This is a genomic window from Tautonia plasticadhaerens, assembly GCF_007752535.1.
GTDB lineage: Bacteria > Planctomycetota > Planctomycetia > Isosphaerales > Isosphaeraceae > Tautonia > Tautonia plasticadhaerens.
Genome location: NZ_CP036426.1, coordinates 183,742 through 209,550, shown reverse-complemented (window position 1 = coordinate 209,550; position 25,809 = coordinate 183,742). Strand labels below are relative to the sequence as shown.

Below are 25,809 nucleotides of genomic sequence, written 5' to 3'. Positions count from 1 at the left end.
GCGGCCGGGAGGCGATCGTGCGCCCCGGCCGCCCGCCGTCGCCCCACGCCCGGGGCGAGGCGGGGCGATCCCCTTCCTGATGAGGACCTCGAACGATGAACCTGCGAGCTATCACCCCGATCGTCGCCGCCCTGCTCGGCCTCGCGGCGGCGGGCCCGGCCGGGGGGGCGACGGTCTACTCGATCGGCGACGGCGGCCTCTCCCTGCTCCGCTACTCGACCGACGACCCCGGCGACGTCTCCCGGGTCGGCTTCTTTGGCGGCCCCCTCGACGGCCTCGACTCGATCGACTTCCGCCCGTCGACCGGCCAGCTCTACGGCTACCAGGACCTCACCGACTCCTACTTCACCGTCGACCTGAGCACCGCCGCGCTCACCCTGGCGACGGCCCCGGACGTCGGCGCCACCACGAACACCTTCTTCCTCGGGATGGACTGGAACCCGACGATCGACCGCCTCCGGGTCGTCACCGACAGCACCCAGAACCTCGTCTACAACCCGGAAACCGGCACGGCGAACGCGGTCACAAACCTGTTCTACGTGCCGGGGGATCCGAACGAGGCGTTCACGCCGCTGGTGATCGAGAACGCCTACACCAACAGCCTCCGTTCCAACTTCGGCGGGACGACGCAGCAGTACGTCCTCGATTACGGCCTCGACGTCCTGGCGACGCTGGACAACAACACCGGCCGACTGGAGTCGATCGGTGAGCTGATGCTCGCCGGCTCGGTATTGGACTTCGACGAGTTCGTCGGCTTCGACATCGAGTCGACGGCAGTCGGGGTCAACACCGCCCGGGCGCTGCTAACGGTCGACGGGGTGGCCGGCCTGTACACGATCGACCTGACGACCGCCGAGGCGACGTTCCTGGGGGCCCTCGGTTCGGGGTTCGGGCCGACCTACGGCCTGGCCGTCGCGCCGATCCCGGAGCCGACGAGCCTGGCCCTGGTCGCGATCGGGACCGTGCCCTTGGGGGTGATGTCCGCCTGTCGCCGTCGCCGGCGTCGTCGGGCCTCACGGCCGGTGCCCACCGGCGACGACGGGGGTTGAGGCCGGGTCGCCCCGGCCGTGCGGCTCAGGGCATCTCGGGCCGGATCGGCCCGGTCGGCGTCGCCGGCACCCCGGCCTCCCCGGGGGGCCGGGCGTCGGCCGAGGAGGGGGGCGGGAAGACCCGGGCCCAGTCCCGGGCCATGTCGGCCACGACCCAGCCGCGGTCGGCGGCCTCGTCGAGCGCCCGGTCCAGCCGGCCGACCGGGGAGTCCCGGTCGTAGGCGTACTCCCGATCGGCGTCGGTGTGGTGGACGATCAGGCCGAGTCGGGGGCCGGGCCCCTCGGTGGCGTAGCGGAGCATCTCGTAGTCGCCGTCGGAGTTGCCGAAGGCGGCGATCGGCCGCCGGCCGATGTGCCGGCCGATGCCGACGGGCTTGCCGGCCTTGTCGTCGATGAAGTCGATCTCCGGCAGCCGGACCAGCTCGGCCCGGCCGTCGACCTCCCGGTAGGCGGTCCGGATCGTGCTGCCGACCACCTGCTCGGGGGGGATGCCGTAGACCGGGCCGGTCCAGGGCCTCATGAACTCGACCCCGCCCCCCGAGACGATGAACGTCTTGAACCCGTGCGAGCGCAGATATCCCAGCAGTTCGAGCATGGGCTGGTAGACGCACCCCGTGTAGGGCCGGTCGAACCGGGGGTGCTCGGCCAAGGCGATCCAGTCCTCGGCGATCCGGCGGAACTCCTCGACGGTCATTCCCGCGTGGGTCGCCGAGACGAGTTCGGCGACCCCCTTCTCGCCGAGGGCGGCGAGGGCGTCCCGGTCGCCGTCCAGCACGGCCGAGTAGGGCGGCGTCTCCCGCCATCCCGGGTGCCGCTCGGCCAGGGCCCGGACCCGGTCCCGGATGAAGACGGCCTGGACGTAGACCGGCTGCTCGCACCAGAGGGTGCCGTCGTTGTCGAAGACGGCGATCCGGTCGGCGACGGGGACGAAGCCGGGCCCGGCCTCGTCCGAGACCCGGCCGACGAATTCGAGGATCGCCCGCTTCGTCGGGCCGTCGACCCAGGACGGGAGGGGTTCCTCCCGACCGGCCGCCGGGGAGGAGGCCGCGGCGACGATCGCCAGGGTGAGGGCGAACAGGATTCGGGACATGATCGGGGGCTCCGGTTTCCGTGTTCGAGGTGGGCCCACCGCCGGGGGTGCCGACACCGAGGCGACCGGTCGGGACCCCCGGGGTCGCTTCAATCCATGGTCTCCGACGCCCGGGGCGGCGCCTGCGCGCTCGCCGGGACGGCCCGAAGTCCGGGCATTCCCCGCGGCCTCAGGACATCGAAGGCGAAGGCCATCGACGATCCATCCGGCGGTCGGGGGGGGATGGCCCCGTCCCATCAAGAATTCTTGAGCCTATGCGGGTGGAGGAGGTGGGGTGTAGGATGGTGAACCGGAATCGGGAATGCCCGAGGCGCACGGGCCGGCCGGGCAGCTCCCGGGCATGCGAAACGTCGGCCCTCCCGATCGCGATTCGGTGCGGAGTGGGTTCCCATGGAACACCGACACGGCGACGCACCGGCGACGCTGAATCCCCGGGCCTCGGAGGCGCCCCTCGCGGCGAGCGACCTGCTGCCGCTGGTCTACGACGAGCTGCGTCGGCTGGCGGCGAGGCGGCTGTCCCACGTCCCCCCGGGCCAGTCGCTCCAGGCGACGGCCCTGGTGCACGAGGCCTACCTGCGGCTGGTCGGGGACGGCCCGGGTCCCCTCTGGGACGGCCGGGGCCACTTCTTCGCCGCCGCGGCCGAGGCCATGCGGCGGATCCTGGTCGACCGTGCCCGGGCCAAGCGCCGGCTGAAGCGTGGCGGCGGGCTCCATCGGGTCGACCTCGACGACCCGCCCGGTCCGGACCCCGACGAGCAGTTGCTGGCGCTGGACGACGCCCTGGACCGGCTGGCGGGCGAGGACCCGGTCGCGGCCAAGGTGGTCGAGCTTCGGCAGTTCGCCGGGCTCGGGCACGAGGAGGTCGCCGCCGGGCTCGGGATCACCGTCTACCTCGCCCGCAAGAAGTGGACCTACGCCCGGGCCTGGCTCCGCGACGACCTCGGCGATTGAACCCGGCCGCCGGACCGCCCGACGATCGATCCCAACCCGGCGAGAGCCGCCTCATGCCCCTGGACCCGAGCCGAGTGCAGCGCGTGTTCCTCGAGGTCGTCGAGCTTCCCGACCCCGAGGGGTATCCCGACGCCCTGGACCGGGCTTGCGGCGCGGACTCGGAGCTGAAGGGGCGGGTCGAGGCGCTGCTGAGGGCCCACCACCGACCCGATGCGCGGCTCGACCGGCCGATCGCCGACGAGGCCGTCCCGGGCCCCGGGCCGCTCGGCTCGGGGTCCTGGTACGCGGGGGACGAGACGACGGCCAGGCCGTCGGCCCCGGCACCGGCCGAGGGCCGCCGATCCGAGCCCGAGTTCGACCTCGACCGCATCCTCGGCCGGCCCGCACGGCGGGAGGAGGCCGTTCGCCCGGCGGCGGTCGTCGACGGCTACGAGGTCCAGGGGGAGCTGGGACGCGGGGGGATGGGGGTGGTCTACAAGGCCCGCCAGGTGGTGCTGGACCGCCCCTGCGTGTTGAAGATGATCCTCGGGGGCGTCCACGCGAGGCCGGAGGCCGCCGCCCGGTTCCTGGTCGAGGCCCAGTCGATCGCCCGGCTCCACCACCCGAACATCGTCCAGATCTACCACGTCGGCGAGTGGGACGGCCTGACCTTCCTGGAGCTGGAGTACGTCGAGGGCGGCGGGCTGGATCGCGTGCTCGACGGCACCCCCTGGGAGGCCCGACGGGCGGCCGGGCTGGTCGAGCCGCTGGGCAGGGCCGTCGCGGAGGCCCACCGCCGGGAGGTCGTGCACCGGGACATCAAGCCGGCCAACATCTTGATCGCGGCCGACGGCTCGCCGAAGCTCTCGGACTTCGGCCTGGCCAAGGCGCTGGGCGTCGACTCGGGCCTGACGGCGACCGAGGCGATCATGGGCTCCCCCAGCTACATGGCCCCCGAGCAGGCCGAGGGCAAGACCAGGCACAGCGGCCCGAAGGCCGACGTCTATTCGCTGGGGGCCGTCCTCTACGAACTGCTGACCGGCCGGCCCCCGTTCAAGGGGGCGACCCTGCTAGAGACGCTCGAACAGACCCGGTCGGTCGAGCCGATCCCGCCGTCTCGGCTGGTGCCCGGGGTCCCGAGGGACCTGGAGACGATCGCCCTGAAGTGCCTGCAGAAGGATCCGGCACGGCGATACGAGTCGGCCGGGGCGTTGGCCGACGACCTGTCCCGATTCCTGGCGGGGGAGCCGATCGTGGCCCGTCGGGTCTCGGCGGCGGAGCGGGCCTGGCGATGGTGCCGTCGGCACCCGTCGCCGGCCGCCTTGACGGCGGCCGTCGTCCTGGTCGCCGCCCTCGGCCTGATCGGCGTGCTCTGGCAGTGGCAAGAGGCGGTCCGGGCCCGGGACCTGGCCGCGACCCGGGCGACGGCCGAGGCCGACGCCCGACGCCAGGCCGAGGCCTCGCTCGTCGAGCTGTACGCCGCCAGCGGCATCGCGGCCGGGGACCAGGGCGACTATGGCCGGGCGGCCCTCTGGTTCGCCAACGCCGCCCGGAAGGCGGAGGCCGATCCCGACCGCCGGTCGAGCAACGCGATCCGGTCCCGAACCTGGGGCGATCGGGCGATCCGGCCGCTCCGGGCCGTGGTCGCCGACGGGGCCTGGCCCGGGGGCCTCCGCTTCCACCCGGGCGGGCACTTCCTGCTCTCGAAGACCGTGATCGGCGGCTCGACGCGGGATGCCGAGCATTCCCTCTGGGACCTCGATCGCGAGCGGCCCATCCCGTTCCCGGGCGGGCCGGACTCGGCGACGGCGGCCTCCTGGAGCCCCGACGGTTCCCGGATTGCCTTCGCAGGAGAAGACGAGCAGGGGGGGGTGGTCCTCCGCCCGTTTCCCGATGGAGGGCCGCCGACCCGCATCCCGTTCCCCGGCCGGATCCGGCTGCTGGAATTCGGCGACGGCGGCCGGCTGCTGGCGATCGCCGGCGGCAACGTCGCCCGGGTCTGGGACGTCCGAGCCGGCGCGTTCGCCTCGCCGGCCCTCGAACATCCCGAGGCGGTCACGACGCTGGCGATCCACCCGGAGGGCCGCTCGCTGGCCACCGGCTGCCTCGACCAGCAGGCCCGCCTCTTCGCCCTCCCCAAGGAGGACGGCGAACCGACCTGGCCGCCGGTGCGGCACCTCCAGGCGGGCTCGCGAGGCCCCTGGGACCGCCTCTTCTTCGCCCCCCCGATGTTCGTCGACGGCGGCCGGGGGCTGATCACCTGGGGAGGGGAAGGCGACCTGACCTGGCGGTCGACCGCGACGGGCGAGGTGACCCGGACGCTCGAATCCCCCGAGCTGTCGGGGAGGATCGCCGGGGTCGAGGCGAGCCCGGACGGCCGATACGTCGCGGCCTTCGGGCACATGCTCCCGGCCAATGTCCGGGTGTTCGAGCTCTCCTCGGGCGAGCCGGTCGGGCCGATCCTGGAGCACGAGAACACGATCTCGGGCGTCTGCTTCAGCCCCGACGGCCGGACGCTCCTGACCGGCTCGACCGACAACACGGCCCGTCTCTGGTCCGTCCCCGACGGCACGCCCCTGGCCCGGCCCCTGGACCTGCACCGCGCCGTCCAGCTCGTCGCGTTCGCCCCGGGGGGGCGGGCGATCGCCACCCAGGACGGCGACCTCATCCGCCTCTGGGGACTGCCGCGGCAGGCGGCGCCCAAGGCCCGGCTCCCGCTGGACAACCCGGCGTCGTTCGTCTCGATCAGCCCCGACGGCACCCTCGCGATCCCGACCGGGGTCTCGTTCGAGCCGGACCGGGGGCTCCGGAGCGTCCGCGCCTACCGCATCTCGACCGGCCGGCCCGCGGGGCCGGGCTTCCCCGCCGGGGGTGTCGTGATCGACGCGGCCTTCTCGCCCGACGGGCGGTCGGTCGCCGTCCTCGGCTCGGGGGCCGGCGGCCCGGGGGAGGGCCCCTCGGCTTCCTGCTGGGACTGGTCGACCGGCCGCCGGCGATGGCGGTCGGGGCTGCCCTCCGAGCCCCGGAGCCTGGCCTACCGCCCCGACGGCCGGCGCCTCGCCGTGCTCTGCGGCGGCGGCGAGCTGCTCGTCTTCGACCCGGCCGACGGCCGGGAGGTCCGCCGATGGCAGGCCCACGAGCCCGAGCCCGCGCACCACTGGGTCAACAACGGCGAGGCCCGCTACAGCCCCGACGGCCGATCGATCCTGACCTGGGGCATGGGCAACGACCTCCGCGCCTGGGAGGCCGACTCGGGCCGGCCCCGGTTCGCCCCCATCAGCCACGAGGACAAGTGCCACGACGTGCGATTCTCCCCGGACGGCCTCCTCCTCGCGACCGCGTCCTACGACGGCTCGGTCCGGGTCCGGGACGTCGAGACCGGGGCAACCGTGGCCGAGCTTCCCGAGCACCCGGACATCGTCTATTCCGCCGCGTTCAGCCCCGACGGGAGGCTGCTGGCGACCGCCTGCCGGGACCGCGAGGTCCGGGTCTGGGACTGGGAGGCCGGCCGGCTCGCCTGCCCCCCGTTCGAGCACGAGAAGGACGCCGTCGAGGCCGTCTTCTCTCCCGACGGGCGCCTGGTGCTCTCGGTGGGGAACGACGCCACGGCCCGGGCCTGGGACTGGCGCTCGGGCAAGCCCCTCATGCCCCCCCTCCGGCTCGACGGCAACCCGATGAGCATCGTCGCCGCCCCGGACGGCCGCCACGCGGTGGTCGGCGGGTTCCTGGGCGCCCTGGCCGTGATCGACCTCTCCGGACTCGCGCCCGGCGACGCGGTCGACCCGGTCGCCCTCTGCCACCAGGCCGAACTCCTCTCCGGCCAACGGCTTCACGACGGGGGAGGGACGGTCAACCTGTCGGCGGACGAGTGGCTCGAACGCTGGCGAGGGTCCCGAGGGCGGACGATCGAGGCGATGGCCTCCCCCTGAGCCGCCGCCCGAGGACCCACCATGCCCCACCCCGCCCGTCCCCATCCCGCCGGGGTCGCTCCCGGCCGATTTCCACCGATCCCGGTTTTTCTTCGACAGCGACGCGGGCGGACGGCGGATTGGAGGTGGCACGCGATGCGAGGACCACCCCATGACCCCCGACCCGGCGCGCGTCCAGGCCGTCTTCCTGATGGCGCTCGACCATCCCTCACCGAGGGGTCGCGCCGCCGCGCTCGACCGCGAGTGCGGGCCCGACGACGAGCTTCGGCGTCGCGTCGAAGCCCTGCTGGTCGCCCATGCTCGGCCCGGCGGCCTCCTCGACCGGCCCATCATCCTCTCGAACGAGCAGGTCCCGGCGGGCCGCCCCCGACCGATGGATCCCCCCGGCGCGTCCGACGGCGTCCCCGACGGCCCGGCGCCCTCGCGATGAGCCCCGCCTCGGCCCCGGGCGCCGGCCCACACGACCGACCACCCGGTTCAAGGAAATCGCCCGTGAGTGCCCTCCAATCGACCTCGATCTGCTCGCTCACCGCGATGCCCCCCGCCGCGACGGCCGCCCAGGGCCGGGGCCCGATCTCCCCCGAGGAGGCCCACCGGATCGGGACGGCGCCCGACATCTACGGCGACCCGCGGGTGACCATGGAGCTCACGCGACGGGTGATGACTAACGTCGCCTCCCCGACCGGGAGTGACGCCCCGATGGGCCGGTTCGCCCACCTCCGGGCCTGCCCGACGCCGGAGGACACGGCGGTCACGGCGCCGAACGCCGACACGCCCGCTCCGCTCGCCTGGCTCGACCCCTCCGACGGCCCGCACGCCCCCCGCGTCCCCGACGCCGGGGCCCGCGATTTCCTGAAACCGATGCTCGGCGGCTGGACCGACGTGTTCCAGGTCCCCGGCTCCCGGACGGCCGGAACAGGTGCCCAGCCCGACGCGATCACGGGGCCCGGCGGGGGGGGGACCGCCGAGGTCAACGGCCGGAACTTCTCGGCGAAGGCCGGCCTTCACGGCACCAATTACCCCCAGTGGGCCTTCGTCACGGCGATCGGCCTCGGCGCCAATCGGCCCCAGGACGCGCTCTATCCTTTCACGGCGGAGGACGGCTCGTGGACGCCGCCGGACGTCTCGAAGGCCGATTGAATCGCGTCTCGATGGACCCCGTCGCCGATCCGGAGGGCCCCGGGCCGGATCGACGCCGTGATCGGAAACCCCCGGGGCGTCGCCGAACGATCGGTCAATCAGCGAGTCGTCAGGCCGGGACGGGAGAGGGCAGCGTGACCCTCCCCGAACCGGCGGGATTCTCCCCGAGGAACGCACCATGATCCGTCGAATCACCATTACCACCCTCTCCGGGCTGCTCGGACTGCTCCTGGCTTCGACCGGCGAGGCCCAGTACGGCTGGGGAGGCTGGGGCGGCGGCTCCAGCATCCAGGGCACCCGGGCCTACGGCATGGGCAATTTCGCCGCCGGGGCCGGCCAGTATAACGAGCAGTCGGCCGAGGCCCGATCGATCAACGCCAACACGGCCATGCAGTTCAACGACTACGTCTATCAGTGCAATGAGCGCAACCATCAGGAATACTACGACCAGATGGCGCAGCAGCAGCAGCTCGACGCGAAGGGCCGGCAGGCGATCCAGGACCGCCACCTCAACAACGCCACCGACCAGGATATCGTCGACGGCGACGCCGTGAACGCCGTCTTCCACTGGCTGACCAACCCGAAGATCCCGCACGACCTGCTCGTCCAGGCCGGCCAGGACCTGATCCTCACCTCCGAGCAGGTCCGGACGATCCCCCTGGACTCCGCCGCCCAGGGCATCGTCATCTCGATCGAGCGGCTGGCGGGCGAGGACTGGCCCGACTCGCTCTCGTCGGCCGAGTTCAAGCCCTATCGCGACCAGTACCTGGCCCTCGTCCAGAAGGCCCGGGCCATCCCCGACGGCCAGCACCTGCCCGACGAGATGATCGACGAGGGGATCAACATCCTCCAGCAGATGCGATCCCTGGCCAAGTCCCAACTCCGGGGCCCCGACTTCGCCGAGGCCGAGCGGTACCTCAAGGCGCACGTCGGCCTCCTGCAGATGACCCGCAAGAACAACATCGAGGAGATACTGGAGAAGGTCCGGGAGGTCAAGGAGGTCCCCCTGGTCAACGCCCTGAACTTCATGCACGCCTATAGCCTCCAGTTCGGCAAGGCCGAAGAGGGGGACGAGAAGCTCCTCTACATCAACACCCTCTACCCGGAGCTCACCGAATTGCGCTCCCGGGTGATGTCCATGGCCGGCGGCGCGCCCCCCGCCCCGCAGCCGACCCAGGCGGTGGCCCCCGCTGGTGGGCAGCCCAACCAGGGGCCCGCCCCCCCCACCGCGCTCTTCGGCAACATGCAGTGGGATCAGATGACCGTCGCCAAGGCCCCGGCCCGCTGAACCTCCGCCCGGGCCGACGCGGGAGGACCGCGTCGGCCCCTTACCCGGCGGATCGGCCCGTCCGGGACCCCCTCCCCGGGCCGACGTCGAGGGTCCAAGCCCCATCGGATGTCCCTCCCGAGGCCGGGTAGGCCGCCGACGCCGGGCTGGCCGCTCGCCGGCCCGGGTCCAGGCCCGAAGGCGGCCGTCCCGTCGCGGACGTCGGCAAGCGCCGACGACCTCAAGGCGACCCCTCCCTCGCCGAGGACGGCGATCATGCCAGGGTCGAAGGCGGCTTGCCCTCGAAACCCGCCGATCGGGGGAGGGGAAGGCCGTCGCCGGCAAGCCAACCAAGGCCCGGTCCGATCGGCGTCGAGCCGACCGACCTCCTGGCCGGACACCCCGACGGGCCCGGGGACGCCGAATGACGGGCCCGACCGAGTTCCCCCCCCCATGCCCACCCTTGTTGAGGACCTGCCCATGAACCGGCCGACCCCCTCCCGAGCGGCCAGGCTCACGGCCCTGGCCACCCTCGCCGCCCTGCTGACACCGGACGTCGGTCCGGCCTGTCCCGTCGCACCGACGGCCGAGCGGCCGCAAGAGAATGCGGACGTGGAAGCCGATACCGACCTCGATTCCCCCGAGGCCCGGCGGGAGGACCGCGAGTCCATCCGGGCGGCGATGCGCTCCTTCGAGGCGGCGTTCGAGGCCCGGGACGCCGAGGCCCTCGCCTCGCACTGGACCGCCCAGGGCGAGTACCTCGACGAGGGGGGCAAGCGGATCCGGGGCAGGGCGGCGCTCCGGGCCGGGTTCGCCGCCTTCTTCGCCGCCACGCCCGAGGTCACGGCCGAGGTCCGGCCGGGTCCGATCCGGTTCCTCTCCGACGGCACCGCGATCGAGGAGGGGGCCGTGGCCGTCCGTCGAGGACCGGCGGAGCCGGAGACCCGGGCCGCCTACTCCGCCCTGCTCGTCCGGGAGGGCGGGCGATGGCTGATGGCCCAGCTGGAGGAGTCTCCCGGCGGCGGGCCCTCGGTCGGGGACCTGGCCTGGCTCGTCGGCGAGTGGCGGTCGGCGGCCGGCGAGGCGGCCGAGATCCGGACGACCTACGAGTGGGCCCCGGGGGAGGCGTTCCTCCAGGCGAAGTTCACCCTCAAGGAGCGGGCGATGGACCTCGGCGGGACTCAGGTCATCGGGCACGACCCCGAGACCGGGGCCCTCCACTCCTGGACCTTCGAGGCCGGCGGGGGCATCGGCGAGGCCGACTGGCACCCCGATGGCGACCACTGGGTCCTCGAAGCGGCCGGCACCTTGACCGACGGCCGGACCCTCTTCGAAACCAACATCCTCCGCCGGGTCGACGACGACACCTTCACCTGGCAGTCGATCGGCCGCCTGCTCGAGGACGTCGAGCTTCCCGACCTACCCCCCGTCAAGGTGACCCGGGTCGAGCCGCAGGAGTGAACCGGATGCAACCAGCCGGCGATCCCCAACACGCTCGGAACCCCGGGATTGGAGCCACTCCCATGCGTCGGAACCTCATCACACTCTCATTCTTGACCCTCTCCCTCCTCATCCCGGACGTCCAGGCGTTCGCCCAGCGGGGCGGCCGGGGCGGCGGTGGACGGGGCGGCGGCATGCAGCGCGGCGGCATGCAGGGCGGCGGCATGCAACGCGGCGGCATGCAGGGCGGCGGCATGCAACGCGGCGGCATGCAGGGCGGCGGCATGCAACGCGGCGGCGGCATGCAGGGCGGCGGCGGCTTCGGAGGTGGGCTCTCGGGGCGGAGTCCCCAGGGCGGGATGCAGGGACAGGGCCCGTCGGCCTCCTTCGGCATGGGGGAGGCGGCCAGTCCCGGGATGAGCTTCGGCGCCGGCGGCGCCGGTCGGCCGGGGATGGGAGCCGGAGGATCAGGACGTCCGGGGATGGGAGCCGGTGGAGCAGGCCAGCCGGGCTTCGGCGCCGGCGGTGTGGGTGGGCCAGCCAGCGGTGTGGGAGTCCGTCCGGGAGCCGGTGCCGGCGGCGCGGGCGGGCCGGACAGCGGCATCGGCGTCCGGCCGGGGGCCGGCGCCGGTGCACCGGGGGTCGGCGCCGGGGGCGTCGGCGGGCCGGACAGCGGCATCGGCGTCCGGCCGGGCATGGGGGCCGGAGCCGCAGGTCTTCCCGGAGGCGGCGGCGCCGGCAGGGCTTACGGCACCTACCACACCCCGGACACGATGCTCTACGCCCAGCGGAATACCGTGGTCGCCGGGGCGCATGCCTATCCGGCCTTCACCCCCGAGATGTATGCCGGATATCCGGGGGCCTGGAGGCCGTCGAACCTGGTGGCCGATTCACTCTACGCGAACCCGGGCTACGGCGCCCTCGCCTCGATGCTCGGCGTGACGGGGCAGCCCGCCCCGTACGACTACGGCGGCAACGTCGTCGCCCAGCCCGACGCCGTCTACGTCAACGGCGACCCCGCCGGCACGCCTCAAGACTATGCGGCCCAGGCGTCGCAGATCGCCGCCGCCGGCGGCGGCGACCCCGCCGCGGATGCCCAGTGGCAGCCGATCGGCGTGTTCGCCATGCTCCAGGGCGATCAGGCCCAGCCCAACGAGTTCTTCGAACTGGCGGTCGACAGCCAGGGGATGCTCCGCGGCAATTATCACAACGTCCAGGCGAATCAGACCTTCCCGATCGCCGGCTCGGTCGACCCGCAATCCCAGCGGGCCGCCTGGACCGTCGCCGACCAGCCGACTCCCGTGTTCGAGGCCGGCCTGGTCAACCTCACCGGCGACCAGGCGACGATGCTGGTCCACACCGCCGACGGCCAGCAGCAGCAGTTCTCCCTGGTCCGACTGCCCGATCCCCAGCAGGGCTCGCCGGCCCAGGCGCAACCGTAGCGGGCCGCCAAGCCCTCTCGTGTCCGCGCCGGCGATCGCCCGGAAACCCGAATGTCGACCTAGGATTCTCGGCCCGATCGTCGGACCAAGGCCCGGAGCCCCGAGGGGGGGCAATCCGGGCCGGTCCACGTCCCCGTCCCCGTCCCCGTCCCCGGGAGGACCCTCGCCGATGGCGCTCTCCGTACCGTCCCGGCCACGACTCGTGCCGGTCGTCCCCATCCTGCTGGGAATCGCCTGGGGTACAGCAGGAGCAAGCCCCGGGCAAGACCAGCCCGGGGGAGTCCCGGAGACCGAGGCCGCTTCCGGGGAGGAACAGGCCCTCAGGGCGTTCAACGAGGCGTTCGTCGAGGCCTACGACCGGGGAGACGCCCCGGCCCTGGCCTCGATGTACGCCGAGGACGCCGAGGTCTTCGAGGCCGACGGCGCCCGGTATCGCGGGCGATCACTCGTCGAGCAACGCTACGCCGACCTGTTCGAGTCGGATCCCGGGGCCCGGCTCGAACTGAGCCCCGAGGAGACCCGGATGCTGAGCCCCGAGGTGGCCAAGGAGGAGGGGCGTTCCGTCGTCTCCCCGGCCGAGGGGCCTCCGGTGTCGCACCTCTACACGGCCCTGTTCGTCAAGCGAGACGGCCGATGGCTCCTGGCCAGCGTCCGGGAGGAGGTCGACCCCCTGGTCGCCCCCGGAGATCGGCTCCGGGAGCTGGAGTGGATGGTCGGCGAATGGGTCGATGAGGGGCCCGAGTCCGAGGCCCGGGTCGAGTGCCGATGGTCACCGGACGGCCACTACCTGCTGCGAGACTTCTCCCTCAAGAGGGCCGGCGAGGTCGTCCTCGGCGTCTCCCAGCGGATCGCCTGGGATCCGATCGCCGGCACCTTCCGCTCGTGGGAATTCGATACCGAGGGCGGCTTCGGCGAGGGGAGCTGGGCCCGGGACGGCGACCTCTGGGTCGTCTCCGAGCGCGGCGTACGCCCCGAGGGCCTGGCCGCCTCGTCGACCCGGATCCTGGAACGGCTCGGCCCCGACCAGGTGCGGTGGACCCGGTTCGACCTCGAAATCGACGGGGAGGAGGTGCCGGGGGAGGAGCGATCGGTGCTCACCCGGGTGCCCCCCAGGCCGGGCCTGGGAGACGATCCCCGACCCGACCCGTCCCCCTCGGCGCCGACGAACAGCCCGACCGCCCCGAATTCGGAGAGGAACCCACGATGAGACGCGCCCAGGTGACGCGACTGGTGACGGCCGCCCTCGCCCTGACCCTCGCCTCCGGGGAGGCCTTCGCCCACGGCTTCCGCGGGGGCGGCGGCTTCCGGGGCGGGATGGCGGGCGGCGGGATGCGAGGCGGGTACGGCGGCATGAGGCCCGGCGGGTACGGCGGCATGCGAGGCGGGTACGGCGGCATGGGCCCCGGCGTCGGCGGGTTCCGCGGCGGCGGAATGCCGGGCGGGATCGGCGGCGCGTCGATCGGGCGGGTGCCGTCATTCAGTTCGCCCGGGACCTTCAACCGGGCCGGCGGCGGCGCCTTCCGAGGCTACAACTCGTACGCGGGGGGGATGGCCGCCGGGGGCGGCAGCGTCGGGCGCGGCCCGCTCGGCGGGGGCTACGGGTCAGGCTTCGAGACGGGCTCCTACACCGGCCCCAGGGGAGGATCGATCGACTACGGCGCCGCGGGCCGGGGCGCCGTGGGGCCCGGCGGGGCGGCAGCCGGCCGGGGCATCGGCGGGATCCAGGCGACCACCCCGGGCGGGAGGACCTTCACCGACGTCGGCCGGGCCGCCGGGGCGGTCGGGCCGAGAGGCAACGCCATCGGCGGCCGGGAGGACTTGGGGGTCGCCTCGGGCCCGAGGGGCACGGCCGTCGCCGGCTCCCGGGAAGTCGCGGCCCGGGGCCCCGGCGGGTTCGCCGCCGCCGGGGAGCGGGGGGGGATCGCGGTCGGGCCCCGGGGAGTGGCCGCGGGGGGCTACCGGGCCTTCGGCGCCTCGGCGGCCCGCCCGTACGGGTTCAACCCGTATGGCGCGTACCACGCCGGCTGGGTCCACGGCTACTGGAACGGCCACGAGGACGCCGCCTGGGGCTGGCGAGGGGCCGCCTGGGGCCTCGGGGCGGGCATCGGCCTCGGCTGGGGCCTGGCGGACTGGGGATACGGCTCGATGCTCTACTCCATGGGCTACTGGCCCTACGTCAACCCGTACGTCGTGGAGACCGTGGCCGAGGTGCCCTACGACTACGCCCAACCGATCGACACCTCCACCCCCCCGACCGAGGGGGACGCCACCTCCCAGGCCGTCGCCACCTTCGACGCCGCCCGGGCCGCGTTCGCCCAGGGCGGTTACGACGACGCCCTGAAGCAGGCCGACGCGGCGCTGGCCCAGACGCCGGACGACACCGCCCTCCACCAGTTCCGGGCGCTCTGCCTGTTCGCCCTCGGCCGGTACGACGAGGCGGCCGCGGTCCTCTACGCGGTGCTCTCGGTGGGGCCGGGCTGGGACTGGTCGACCCTGATCGGCCTCTACCCCGACGCCTCGACCTACACGAGCCAGCTGCGGGCCCTGGAGGCCGCCTGCAAGGCGAACCCCCAGTCGGCCGCCGACCTGTTCGTGCTGGCCTATCACTATCTGACCCAGGGGCACACCGATTCCGCCGTCGGGGTGCTCAAGGCCGTCGTCGCGTTGAAGCCCGACGACAGCCTCTCGGCGAAGCTGCTGGCGCAGCTCTCCCCGCAGAGGACCGGTCCGGACTCCTCCCCGGCGCCCGCGACGGAGTCCCCCTCTCCCGCGCCGGCCGACCAGAATCCGCCCCAGGGGGCGACGATCGCCGGCACCTGGACGGCCGATCCCGATCCCGGCACGGCGATCTCGCTCGCGATCCAGCCGGACGGGACCTTCACCTGGGACGCCTCGAAGGGCGGGACGTCGAGCCGGTTCGCCGGCAAGTCGACCTTCGGCGACGGGTTGCTCACCCTGGCGCAGGACGACGGCCCCGTGCTGGTCGGGCGCGTGAGCTGGGCCGATGCCGATCACATGACGTTCACGATCGCGGGGGGCCCTGCCGGGGATGCGGGGCTCCGCTTCTCCCGGTAACCCCGGCCCGCCGGGCCGGGTCGGAGGGGGGGCTCGTTCCTCCGACCCGGCCGTCAACCGTCACCGGGCCCTCGCCCCCCCCGGTACCCCGTCGGCGGGGTGGAGGGCAGGGCGGCCCCCCCTCCCGATCGTCCCCCCCTCCCGGAGGGCCGACTGCCGTCGATCGGCCGCCCGGCCGCCCCCGAGCGAACGTCGATCTCCCCGGGATCGGCGGCCCGATTCCCAGGACGGTGCGGACGTGCGACGACGTGGTCGCGACGCTCAGCAGGCCGGTCGATCGGCCCGAGCCGGGCCGCGACGCCTCAGGCCGAGGGCCAGGACGGCGACGGCGCCGCCCAAAGCCAGCACGAAGCTGGAGGGCTCGGGGATGACCCCGAACCGGAGGTTGTCCAGGGCGACCGCCGAGACGACGCCCTCATCGCCGACGTCGAAGACCGTGAAGGACAGCGTCACGGTCTGCCCCAGGAAGGCGGAGACGTCGATCGATCCGACCAGCCAGTCGGTGCCGGCGGTGTAGCCGCCCACGCCGAGGATGGCCAGCGGCGTCAGGCCGCCCGACCCGCCCGGCTGGAGGTCGTCCCGGGTGAAGCCGAAGCTGCCCAGGACCGCCCCCGACTCGTCGGCCAGCGTCGCGAGGAACGCGTCGTTCAGGTCGGGCCCGGAGTCGATGTCATCGGTCATGAAGCGGAAGTCGAAGTCCAGCGTCGTGATCGGGCCCACGGCGGGCAGCGCGAAGGTCTGCGACAGCTTGGTCGCGGTGACCCCGTCCGTCGTCAGCAGGGCGAACAGGTCCCCCTGGGTCGGCAGGACGTCGGTCTCCGGCCCCCCGCTGCCGAAGAGGATCGGCTCGGTCGACGCCATCCCGGCGACGGCGCCAGAGGTCGGCGGCGGGGTCGTCGGGTCGGTCGTCACCGTGTCCGATCCCTCGACCGAGTACCCGTCGAGGCCCGCCTCGAAGCCCGGGTTGACCAGTTCGGCCCCCGCCCGATCGATCGGCCCGACCAGCGGGGCCAGGGCGGCCCAGGAGGCCAGGACGGCAACAGCATGAGATCGACGCATCGAGATCACTCCCCAATGTACTGGCACTCGACCGCCCGGCACGGTGGCACTCCCACGCAACCGAGGGTCGCGTCACTCTATCAATGCGGCCCCCCGATTCCACGAACAGAATTCCCGGGACGGAGAGTTCGCGTTGTTTATTTTATTCAAGCCCCGACCCGAAGGCGGAGGTGATCGGGCCCGTTCCGTCCCGTTCAGGCGTGATCGACCGATCCGCAAGTCATGGATGGGCCGAGCTGAGGGGCCGCCCCGCGCCGATCCCGGGGCATGGGGGCCCCGCCTCGGCGGGGACCGGGTCGCCATTTTTCTCGGCCCCTGCCGTTTTTTCCTTGCAAGGGATCGAGCGCCACGTTGATATTCATCGCGTGCCGTAGAGGACGATTTTTGTACGTTCCCGGGGACGGCCCGACCCCTCGCTCGGTGGCGAGGAGGGTCCGACGGGATTAAGTAACGCTCCCGGATGAAAAACGGGGAGGACCGTGGCCAGGCCGGGCGATCCGGCGACGGCACGGATCGCCCCCGCTGCGCCCAGGCCCTCCGGCCCCTGATCTGAGATCCGCCCGCCTCTCGAGCGCCTCCGGGGAATCCCGGTGGCCGACCGGCCATGCCCGGGGCGGGCCCGAAGGTCTGCCGAACCGGATCGTCGGTGTAGGTCGAGATTCATCGCCAGAAAGGACTTCCGATGACTGCCATGCCGCCCCGTCGACGCGACCAGTCCCGCCACCAGCCGAAGGCCCACCTGGTCTCTCCCCGCGTCGAGTCGCTGGAGGATCGCCGGCTGCTGAGCCTGACGGCCGCCGACCCGCTGGGCTCCTGGGCGAGCGTCGCCGGCCTCGGCCCGGACGCCGGCCCCCGGCCCGATCCGGCCGCCCCGGCCGAGCGGGGGGCCGTCGACGGGGCGACGAAGGCCCTCGTCCCGAGGGAGGTCGACCCGGGGGGGACGCCCCGGGCGCCCGACTCGGTCGAGCACGTCGTGCCGATCACCTGGCACGGGACCCCGACCTGGCAGGAACAGGGGGGCTGGATCGCCCGGTTCGACACCGGGGCGTCGCTGCGGGACCAGCAGGTCGAGCTGATCGGCCAGTCGCTCAACGGCCTGGCCGCCCGGGTCTCCCGGCAGCTCGGGGTCGACGGGATGGTCCACCTCCGGACCCCCGGCGACGTGAGCTTCGACTTCCTGAACGCGACGCTCTCGAGCGTCCCCGGCTTCCGCTACATCGTGCCGAACTTCGTCGACCGCCACCTGGCGGCCGCGCCCGACGACCCCCTCTATCCCGACCAGTACCACCACGACAACACCGGCCAGACCGGCGGCACGGTCGACGCCGACGTCGACACGACCGAGGCCTGGGACATCACCACGGGCAACTCCTCCGTGGTCGTCGGCATCATCGACTCGGGCATCGACGTCGACCACCCCGACCTGATCCCCAACCTCTGGACCAACCCCGGCGAGACCCCCGGCGACGGCCTCGACAACGACGGCAACGGCTACGTCGACGACGTCCACGGCTACGACTTCATCCAGGGCGACGGCAACCCCGACGACGCCCACGGGCACGGCACCCACGTCTCGGGGATCGCCGGCGCCCAGGGGGACAACGGCATCGGCGTCTCCGGCGTCGCCTGGGACGTCCAGCTCATGGGCGTCCGGATCTTCGACGACTTCGGCTCGACCACCGACGCGGCGATCCTGGAGGCGGTCGCCTACACGGTGATGATGAAGCGGGACTTCGGCGTCAACATGCCGCTGACCAACAACAGCTGGGGCGGCGGGCCGTTCTCCCAGGCCCTGCTGGACGTCATCAACGAGGCCGAGGCCAACGACCAGCTCTTCATCGCCGCCGCCGGCAACGGCTTCGGCACCGACAACGACGTCTTCCCCTTCTATCCGGCCAGCTACGACGCGCCGAACATCATCTCGGTCGCCTCGACCGACCACAACGACCAGCTGTCCGTCTTCTCGAACCTCGGCGTGACGACCGTCGACGTCGCGGCCCCCGGCTCGGCCATCCTCAGCACGATGGACCCCAACGGCGTCATCATCGGCAACCCGTCGGGCTACGGCGCCATCGACGGCACGTCGATGGCCACGCCGGTCGTCTCGGGCATCGCCGCCCTGGGCTACAGCCTGCTCCCCTCGGCCGACTACGCCACGATCCGGGACGCGATCCTCGCCGGGGTGGAGCCGCTCGCCTCGCTCGACGGCCTGGTCGCCACCGGGGGCCGGGTCAACGCGAGGAACACCCTGATCGAGCTGGACGCCATGGCCGTCGTCGGCAGCGTCCCGGCCGACGGCGAGACCGTGACGACGCCGCCGACGGAGTTCGTCATCGACTTCTCGTTCCCGTACGACCCGGCGACGGTCGACGCCGCCGACCTGACGGTCAACGGCATCCCGGCCGACTCGGTGGCGCAGACCGACGAGAGGACCCTGACCTTCTCCTACGCGACCAGCCCCGTCACCGCCGAGGGCGTCCAGGCGATGGCGATGGCCGAGGGGGCGGTCCTGCAGCTCGCCGACGGCGACCCGCTGCTCCCCTTCGCCGCAACGTTCCGCTACGACGCGATCCCGCTGGCGGTCGTCGCCACCACGCCCCCGGCCGGGTCGTCCGTCGAGCTGCCGCTGACCCGCATCCTGCTCGACTTCAACGAGGAGGTCGACCCCGCCAGCGTCGACCCGAGCGACCTGCTCACCAGCATCGGGATCGTCACCGCCCTGACCCCGGTCGACGACGATACGCTGGAGGCCACCATCGACGGCCTCGACGTCGAGGGCACCCTCACGCTGACCCTCCCCCCCGGCCGCCTGACCGACGACGCCGGCAACCCGAACGTCCTGTTCACGGGCAGCTACGAGCTGGACTTCGGCGTCGTCCCGTTCCCCGCCGACCTCTCCCCCTCGCTGCCCCTGGGGAGCCTGGCCCACGACGCGACGGTGTCGGGGCTCCTCGGCACGGCGGGGGACGCCGACACCTTCACCCTGTCCCTCGACCCCGGCCAGACGATCGCCGTCGTCGCCGACCCGGACGGCCCCGTCCGGCTCGAGATCGCCCTGCTCGACGGATCCGGCAACCCGATCGCCTCCGCGACGACCGCCGCACCGGGCGAGACGGCCGTCATCGGCGCGACCCCGCTGCCCGGCGTGATCACCGGTGACGGCGCCCCGCAGGACTACTCGATCGTCGTCTCCCAAGTCGGCGGGACGACCGGCGGCTACGACCTCCGGGTCGTGCTCAACGCCGCCCTCGAGCCCGAGCGGTTCGGCGGCCCCGGCAACGGCTCGACCGGCTCGGCCCAGGCGATCGAAGGGGCGTTCATCCCGCTGGACGCCGTCGCCGGCCCGCCGTCCGTCGCCCGCCCCGAGCGGGCCGCGGTCGGCGGCCGGGTGAACCTGGAAGGCTACCAGGCGTCGGTGGAGAGCTTCGAATTCCAGGACATCAGCGACACCGGCACCCGGACGTTGTCCGGGACGGACGACGTCGCCGTCAACCTGGCGGAGTCCGACCTCGACGGCTTCGCGTTCGACTTCTTCGGCTCCACCCACACCTCGCTGTTCTACAGCGACAACGGCCTGATCACCTTCGGCTCGCCGAACACGGACTTCAACTTCTCCGGCTCCGACCTGACGTTCTCCCCGGACCAGGCGGCCATCGCGCCGTACTGGAGCGACCTGGTGGTGCCCGCCTCGGCCGGCGTCTACTGGGAGGTGCTCGGTAGCGGCGACGACCAGCGGCTGGTCATCCAGTGGGACGACGTGGAGTACTATCCGGGCGGCTTCTTCCCCCCGTTGACCTTCCAGGCCGTCCTCCACGAGGCCGACGGCTCGATCGAGTTCAACTACCTCCAGGACTCCTTCGAGTTCGCCTTCGGCACGGCCGGCGTCAAGGCCGCCGGCTTCCAGGGGCCCGACCGGGTGCTGCTCTCCAACTTCGACGGCCCGAACGCCTTCATCGGCGAGGGCCGCAGCGCGCTGGTCCGGCCGAGCGAGGCCGACGTCGACGTCTTCGCCATCGAGCTGGCCGCCTACGAGACGCTCTCGCTCTCCACGACCGTCTCCGGCGTCGGCGACGTCGAGCTGACCCTGCTCGACCCGGCCGGCAACCCGATCGCCGCCGGCCACGACCTGGCCGGCAACCTCGACGACGCGATCACCGAGTACCTCGCCACCGCCCCGGGCACCTACTACGCCCGGGTCCGGGGTTCCGGCGAGTACACGCTCGTCGCCACCCGCAACGCCACCTTCGAGGGGGAGGGCGACCAGGGCCTCGACGACGCCCACCCGCTGCACGGCCGGGTCGTCGGCGGCCGGCGATATGCCCTGGGGGAGACCGGCGGCGCCGTGGCCAGCACCGTGATCACCATGGACGAGGTGGGCTTCGTCCCGGCCGACGGCCAGACCGTCGAGGGCGTGACCTTCGACTTCAAGCTCTTCGGCGAGGACTCCTCCGACGCCTTCCTCGGCGCCTTCGGCCCCGGCCAGACCCGCTACGTCAGCGACCCGTCGCTCGAGGGCAACGCCGCGGGCATCCTGACGATGGACTTCGAGGAGCCCTCCAGCTTCCTCTCCTTCGGCCTGGTCCTCTCGACCACCATCCCCGTCGACCCGGGGGTCATCGTCGAGCTGTACGACCCCGACGACAACCTGATCGGCACCTTCGACCTGGCGCTCCAGCCCGAGGGGTTCGTCTTCACCGAGGGCCTCTTCGAGTATGAGGGGTCCCCCGTCGCCCGCGCCGTGCTCGACTTCAACGAGCTGGCCGCCGGCCGCTTCGTCCTGGACAACGTCACCCTCGGCGGCGCGGACTCCGACTTCTACGAGATCACCGTCCCGGGCAACCGGAACCTCGAGCTGGAGACGCTGCTGCCGGCCGCCGGGGAAGGCGCGTTCGACAACGGGCTCGACCCGATGATCCGGCTCTATGACGCCTCGGGCACCCTGCTCGCCTCCGACGACGACGGCGCGGCCGACGGTCGCAACGCCCGGCTCGTGTACCGCACGCCGAGGAGCGACACGCGAACCTATTACGTCGAGGTGCTCGGCGCCGGCGCCACCCGGGGCGAGTACGTCCTCGCGGTCCGCAACGCCAACGGCGTACTCCCCCCCTTCGAGGCCCTCGCGATCGACCCCGAGCCGGGGGCCCTCCGGAAGGACGCCGACTCGTTCACGATCGACTTCAACGACAACGTCCTGCTCAGCAGCGTCTCCCCGGCGGACCTGCTGGTCAACGGCGTGGCCGCCGTCGGCGTCGAGGTGGTCGACGGCAATACCCTGGTCTTCACCAGCGACGTCGAATTCCAGGACGGCGAGGTCACGCTCTCGATCCCCGCCGGCGCCATCACCGACACCCAGGGCTCGCCGCTCTCGGCCTTCAGCAGCACGTTCACGATCGACCGGACGCCGCCCCGCATCCTCTCCTCCTCCCTCGCCCAGGGGCAGATCCTCGAGCCGGGAGATCTGACGGTCACCGTCACCTTCGACGAGCCGATGAATACCGCCGGGATCGACGCGTCCGACACGGCGCTCTTCGGCCTCTACCGGGGGAACTCCTTCCTGCCCGCGCTGTCCTTCGACCCGACCGGCACGATCCTGACCCTGGAGTACTCCGGCCTGCCGGATGACGCCTACACGCTGCAGCTTCTCAGCGGCGACTTCGCCTTCGAGGATCTGGTCGGCAACGACCTCGACGGCGAGCCGATCGGCTTCCCGACCGGCGACGGCGTGGAGGGGGGCAACTTCTTCGTCGACTTCGCCGTCGACCCGGTTGCGGCCCTCCCGGTGGGGCCGTTCCAGGCGATCCTGCCGCTCGGCAGCCTGATCCACGAGGCCTCGGGGGGCGACGGCACCATCGCCTACGACGGCGACGCCGACGACTACGTCGTGGACGTCGACCCGGGCCAGACGATCACCGTCCTCGTCGTGCCGAGCCCGTTCGGCGGGGCCGTCCAACCGAGGGTCGAGCTGCTCGACCCGTCGAGCAACGTCGTGGCGACGGCCGTCGCCGCGGCCCCCGGGGAGCTCGTCCTGCTCCAGACCGCCCCGATCACCGTGGGGGGCGTCTACACCCTCCGCATCTCCGGCGACTCAGGCTCCCAGGGCCTCTACTCGATCCCCCGAGTGATCCTCAACGCGGCCGTCGAGGAGGAGACGTACTCCGGGGCCCCGAACGACGACCTCGGCACGGCCCAGGACATCGACCCCGCCTTCGTCGACCTGGACGGCAACGCAAGCCGGGCCGGCGTGCTCGGCGTCGGGGACGGGTTCGGCGGGTCGTCCTACGACGCGGCGGCGGTCGGCTTCGAGTTCGAGGACATCAGCGGCACCGGCACCCCGACGCTCATCGGCGTGGACGACGCCGCCGTCACCCTGACCCCGGCGGATCTCGACGGATTCGAATTCGACTTCTTCGGCCAGGCCTACTCCGCGCTCTCCTTCAGCTCCAACGGCCTGATCACCTTCGACGGACCCAACTCCAGCTTCTCCAACACCGACCTGACCGACTCGCCGACGCAGGCGGCGATCGCCCCCCTGTGGGTGGATCTCTACAACGTCGACACCGGCACGGTCTACTGGGATGTCCTCGGCAGCGGCGACGACCAACGGCTGGTCATCCAGTGGCACCAGGTCGAGTACATCTTCGACTCCGGCGCGATCACCTTCCAGGCGGTGCTGGACGAGGCCGACGGGTCGATGCAGTTCAACTACCTCGACCTCGACTCCGACTTCGTCCCGGGCGGCGCGGTCGGCACGGTGGGCGTCAAGGGCCCAGGGGCCCAGGGTCCCGACCGGCTCCTGCTGGCCTTCGACGACGGGCCCAACGAGTACGTCGGCACCGGCCAGAGCACGCGCATCACCCCCGCCGAGGCCGAGATCCCGAGCGACCACTATTCCTTCACCGTCGAGGCCGGACAGACGATCACCTCGGCGGCAACGCACCTGCCCCGGTCCGGGGGCGACCTGCCCCAGATCGAGCTGTACGACCCTGACGGGAACCTGGTGGCCTTCGACCGGCCCTCGGACGGGAACCTGCTGACCAACGGCAGCTTCGAGGCCGGCTCCTTCTCGGGCTGGACGGCGATCGAGACGGCCGGGCCCTTCGTCCCGTGGCAGGTCAGCGGGGCCGGGGCCGGCAGCGGGTTCTTCCCGCCGACCTCGCCGCAGGACGGCGAGTTCGTCGCCTGGAACGGCTTCGACGGGGCGGGGCCGATGGAATACCTCCTCTACCAGGATGTCTCCATCCCGGCCGAGGCCACCACCGCCACGCTCGAGTGGCAGGACCGGGTCCAGTGGGACTTCACCCTGGAAGGCAGCTCGGCCCTGGCCCGGGACTACGAGGTCACGGTCCTCGACCCGGCCGACGACTCGGTGCTCGCCACCCTCTACTCCTTCACCACCGGGCCGGAGTCGTCCGACCCGTTCGGCGACACCGGCTGGCTGTCCCACTCGGTCGACGTCTCGGCCTTCATCGGCCAGGACATCCGCCTCCAGTTCCGCCAGGTCATCCCCGAGCCCTTCTTCGGCCCGGGGCAGTACGAGCTGGACGGCGTCTCGCTGACGACCGACCTGGCCAGCGGCCCCCTGGCCGACAACGTCGACGCGATCATCGGCGACTTCGTCGCCCCGACCTCGGGCACCTACACCGTCCGGGTCATCGCCGAGGGCGACTACAGCCTGGTGGTCAACCGGGACGCCGCCTTCGACTCCGAGCAGAACGACGGCTTCGACTCGGCCCAGGACCTGGGGGCGTCCCCGGCGGTCGTCGGGGCCATCGAGCCCCCGCCCCCCTCGGGCACGGTCGTCCCCGGCGGCCTCGCCGACGTGCCCGGCAACGACGGCAACGCCTGGCCCTACCACATCGGCGCATTCGGCCTCGAGCAGATGCGCTACCAGCAGATCTACTCGGCCTCCGAGTTCGAGTCGGGCGGCATCATCGAGGCCATCCGCTTCCGGCTCGACGAGTTCGGGGCGCCCTTCGCCGCCACCGGCATCGACACCGAGATCCGGCTCAGCTACGCGGCGACGACCGTCGGCACCGTCTCCGACACGTTCGCCAATAACATCGGCGCCGGCCAGTTGACGGTCTACGACGGGCCGCTCGACCTGTCCGGCTCGGGGGCCGGCTTCGACATCGTCATCGACGTGGACGACCTGTTCGACTACGACCCGAGCCAGGGCGACCTGCTGGTCGAGATCTTCACCACGGGCTCCCCGATCACCAGCTTCTTCGACACCAGCGGCTTCGGGCAGCAGGACGTCACGACCCGCGTCTACGCCTTCGAGACGTCGGCGACGACGGGCTTCGTCAACTTCGACGGGCCGGGGAGCGGCGCCTACGGCCTGGTCACCGCGTTCGACATCCAGGCGGAGACGGTGGGCGAGGAGGACTGGTACGCCATCGACCTCGACGCCGGCCAGGCCCTGACGCTCACCACCCTGACGCCGGCCGACGGCCCCGGCGCGTCCGACAACACGCTCGACCCCGGGATCGAACTCTACGACCCCAGCGGCGCCCTCGTCGCCACGTCGACGGTCCTGGACGACGGCCGCAACGAGCAGATCGCCTTCACCGCCGAGTCCGCCGGCTTCTACCGGATCCGGGTGGTCGGCGAGGCCGGCACGTTCGGCTCCTACGTCCTCTCGACGGGGGCCGGCGCCACGGGAGGCCTGGCCTCGATCGGCGCCCCGGCCGCGCCGGGACAGCCCCCCTCGTCTCCTTCGGGCAAGGACCCGTCCGGGCGGGCCGGCGACCCCTCCTCGCCGAAGACCCGGCAGGACGCGCCCGCTCCCGCCCCGGTCGTCGCCGTCGCCTCGCCGGGCATCGACCCGGCCGACCCCGGCCGGCCCACGCCCCCGCATCGGATCGACCTGCCGGGGGCGAGTGCGGCCTACGCCGCGCTGGTCGACGTACTGCTCGCCGACCCGGAGGCCCTGCTGCCCGGGAAGCCCGGCGGCCGAGCCCCCGACGTCGATGGCGGCCCCGATCGGGCCAAGGCCCGCACCCCGGGCCGCTCGATCCCGGTCGATCGCGACGGGTCGCCGCCCGCCCCGTCGACCGGGCGGGCCCCGACGTCGTCGGCCTGGGCGAGGAGCCTCCGCAACCGAGACCTCCTGGCGAAGGCCGGGCCGATCTTCGGCCACGCCGACTCGCCGACCCGCCCGGACTCGGCCCGAGGCCGGAAGTCCGGCCCGGGCGCCGAGGACTGACCCCAGGCGGCCGATCCCCGCATCGTTCGGGGGGATGATCCCGCATCCTCCCCGTCACGCCGTCCCCGATCAACCCGGGGGCGGCGTGACGTCGTTCGAGGGCCGGGCCCCCGGGCCCGACGCCGCCCCTCACCGGAAGGATCGGCCCCCCGCCCGGCCGTCCGGGCGTCGCCGGGGCCCGCG

Annotated in this window: 13 protein-coding genes; 11 read left to right on the top strand and 2 right to left on the bottom strand. The window is 72.9% G+C overall.

Annotated features, from left to right (window positions below):
• The first annotated feature begins 95 nt into the window (after positions 1–95).
• Positions 96–1,049: a DUF4394 domain-containing protein gene (locus tag ElP_RS00820; RefSeq protein WP_145266363.1), complete on the top strand. Its 954-nt coding sequence runs from the start codon at positions 96–98 to the stop codon at positions 1,047–1,049.
• Between the two features lie 25 nt (positions 1,050–1,074).
• On the opposite strand, the gene ElP_RS00815 is transcribed toward ElP_RS00820, so the two are convergent.
• A complete protein-coding gene (locus ElP_RS00815) occupies positions 1,075–2,139 on the bottom strand; it encodes an HAD family hydrolase (protein ID WP_145266361.1) in 1,065 nt (354 codons plus the stop codon).
• A 390-nt stretch (positions 2,140–2,529) separates the two neighbouring features.
• Here ElP_RS00815 and ElP_RS00810 point away from each other — a divergent pair, with 390 nt between their 5' ends.
• The 9 genes from ElP_RS00810 to ElP_RS00780 all read left to right on the top strand — a co-directional run bounded on the left by ElP_RS00810 (position 2,530) and on the right by ElP_RS00780 (position 15,362).
• Positions 2,530–3,090, top strand: coding sequence for an ECF-type sigma factor (locus ElP_RS00810; RefSeq protein ID WP_145266359.1), 561 nt, complete (start codon positions 2,530–2,532; stop codon positions 3,088–3,090).
• 53 nt (positions 3,091–3,143) lie between these two features.
• On the top strand, positions 3,144–6,998 hold the full coding sequence (locus ElP_RS00805; protein ID WP_145266358.1) for a WD40 repeat domain-containing serine/threonine protein kinase: 3,855 nt from the start codon (positions 3,144–3,146) through the stop codon (positions 6,996–6,998).
• Positions 6,999–7,149: 151 nt separating this feature from the next.
• On the top strand, positions 7,150–7,428 hold the full coding sequence (locus tag ElP_RS37485; protein WP_197446619.1) for a hypothetical protein: 279 nt from the start codon (positions 7,150–7,152) through the stop codon (positions 7,426–7,428).
• Between the two features lie 62 nt (positions 7,429–7,490).
• Positions 7,491–8,138, top strand: a complete 648-nt coding sequence (locus tag ElP_RS37480) for a DUF1254 domain-containing protein (protein WP_197446618.1) — start codon at positions 7,491–7,493, stop codon at positions 8,136–8,138.
• Between the two features lie 178 nt (positions 8,139–8,316).
• A complete protein-coding gene (locus ElP_RS00795) occupies positions 8,317–9,426 on the top strand; it encodes a hypothetical protein (RefSeq protein WP_145266354.1) in 1,110 nt (369 codons plus the stop codon).
• 432 nt (positions 9,427–9,858) lie between these two features.
• Positions 9,859–10,866, top strand: a complete 1,008-nt coding sequence (locus ElP_RS00790) for a YybH family protein (RefSeq protein ID WP_197446617.1) — start codon at positions 9,859–9,861, stop codon at positions 10,864–10,866.
• 62 nt (positions 10,867–10,928) lie between these two features.
• A complete protein-coding gene (locus ElP_RS40485; RefSeq protein WP_261344394.1) occupies positions 10,929–12,287 on the top strand; it encodes a hypothetical protein in 1,359 nt (452 codons plus the stop codon).
• 169 nt (positions 12,288–12,456) lie between these two features.
• Positions 12,457–13,494 carry a YybH family protein gene (locus ElP_RS37470; protein ID WP_197446616.1) on the top strand — a complete coding sequence of 346 codons (1,038 nt, stop codon included), beginning with the start codon at positions 12,457–12,459 and terminating at the stop codon, positions 13,492–13,494.
• The gene (locus tag ElP_RS00780; RefSeq protein WP_145266348.1) at positions 13,491–15,362 is read left to right on the top strand and encodes a tetratricopeptide repeat protein; all 1,872 of its coding nucleotides are present in this window, start codon (positions 13,491–13,493) and stop codon (positions 15,360–15,362) included. Before ElP_RS37470 ends, ElP_RS00780 begins: the two co-directional genes overlap by 4 nt.
• A 261-nt stretch (positions 15,363–15,623) precedes the next feature.
• Here ElP_RS00780 and ElP_RS00775 read toward each other — a convergent pair whose 3' ends face one another.
• On the bottom strand, positions 15,624–16,421 hold the full coding sequence (locus tag ElP_RS00775) for a hypothetical protein (protein ID WP_145266346.1): 798 nt from the start codon (positions 16,419–16,421) through the stop codon (positions 15,624–15,626).
• A 691-nt stretch (positions 16,422–17,112) separates the two neighbouring features.
• On the opposite strand from ElP_RS00775, the gene ElP_RS00770 reads away from it, so the two are divergent.
• Positions 17,113–25,626: a S8 family serine peptidase gene (locus tag ElP_RS00770; RefSeq protein ID WP_145266344.1), complete on the top strand. Its 8,514-nt coding sequence runs from the start codon at positions 17,113–17,115 to the stop codon at positions 25,624–25,626.
• The last annotated feature ends 183 nt before the right edge of the window (positions 25,627–25,809 follow it).

Coding starts and splice junctions, on each gene's coding strand:
- ElP_RS00810 (WP_145266359.1), top strand. CDS start 2,530: ATGGAACACCGACACGGCGACGCACCGGCGACGCTGAATCCCCGGGCC.
- ElP_RS00770 (WP_145266344.1), top strand. CDS start 17,113: ATGCCGCCCCGTCGACGCGACCAGTCCCGCCACCAGCCGAAGGCCCAC.
- ElP_RS00775 (WP_145266346.1), bottom strand. CDS start 16,421: ATGCGTCGATCTCATGCTGTTGCCGTCCTGGCCTCCTGGGCCGCCCTG.
- ElP_RS00805 (WP_145266358.1), top strand. CDS start 3,144: ATGCCCCTGGACCCGAGCCGAGTGCAGCGCGTGTTCCTCGAGGTCGTC.
- ElP_RS37485 (WP_197446619.1), top strand. CDS start 7,150: ATGACCCCCGACCCGGCGCGCGTCCAGGCCGTCTTCCTGATGGCGCTC.
- ElP_RS00780 (WP_145266348.1), top strand. CDS start 13,491: ATGAGACGCGCCCAGGTGACGCGACTGGTGACGGCCGCCCTCGCCCTG.
- ElP_RS37470 (WP_197446616.1), top strand. CDS start 12,457: ATGGCGCTCTCCGTACCGTCCCGGCCACGACTCGTGCCGGTCGTCCCC.
- ElP_RS00815 (WP_145266361.1), bottom strand. CDS start 2,139: ATGTCCCGAATCCTGTTCGCCCTCACCCTGGCGATCGTCGCCGCGGCC.
- ElP_RS00820 (WP_145266363.1), top strand. CDS start 96: ATGAACCTGCGAGCTATCACCCCGATCGTCGCCGCCCTGCTCGGCCTC.
- ElP_RS00790 (WP_197446617.1), top strand. CDS start 9,859: ATGCCCACCCTTGTTGAGGACCTGCCCATGAACCGGCCGACCCCCTCC.
- ElP_RS40485 (WP_261344394.1), top strand. CDS start 10,929: ATGCGTCGGAACCTCATCACACTCTCATTCTTGACCCTCTCCCTCCTC.
- ElP_RS00795 (WP_145266354.1), top strand. CDS start 8,317: ATGATCCGTCGAATCACCATTACCACCCTCTCCGGGCTGCTCGGACTG.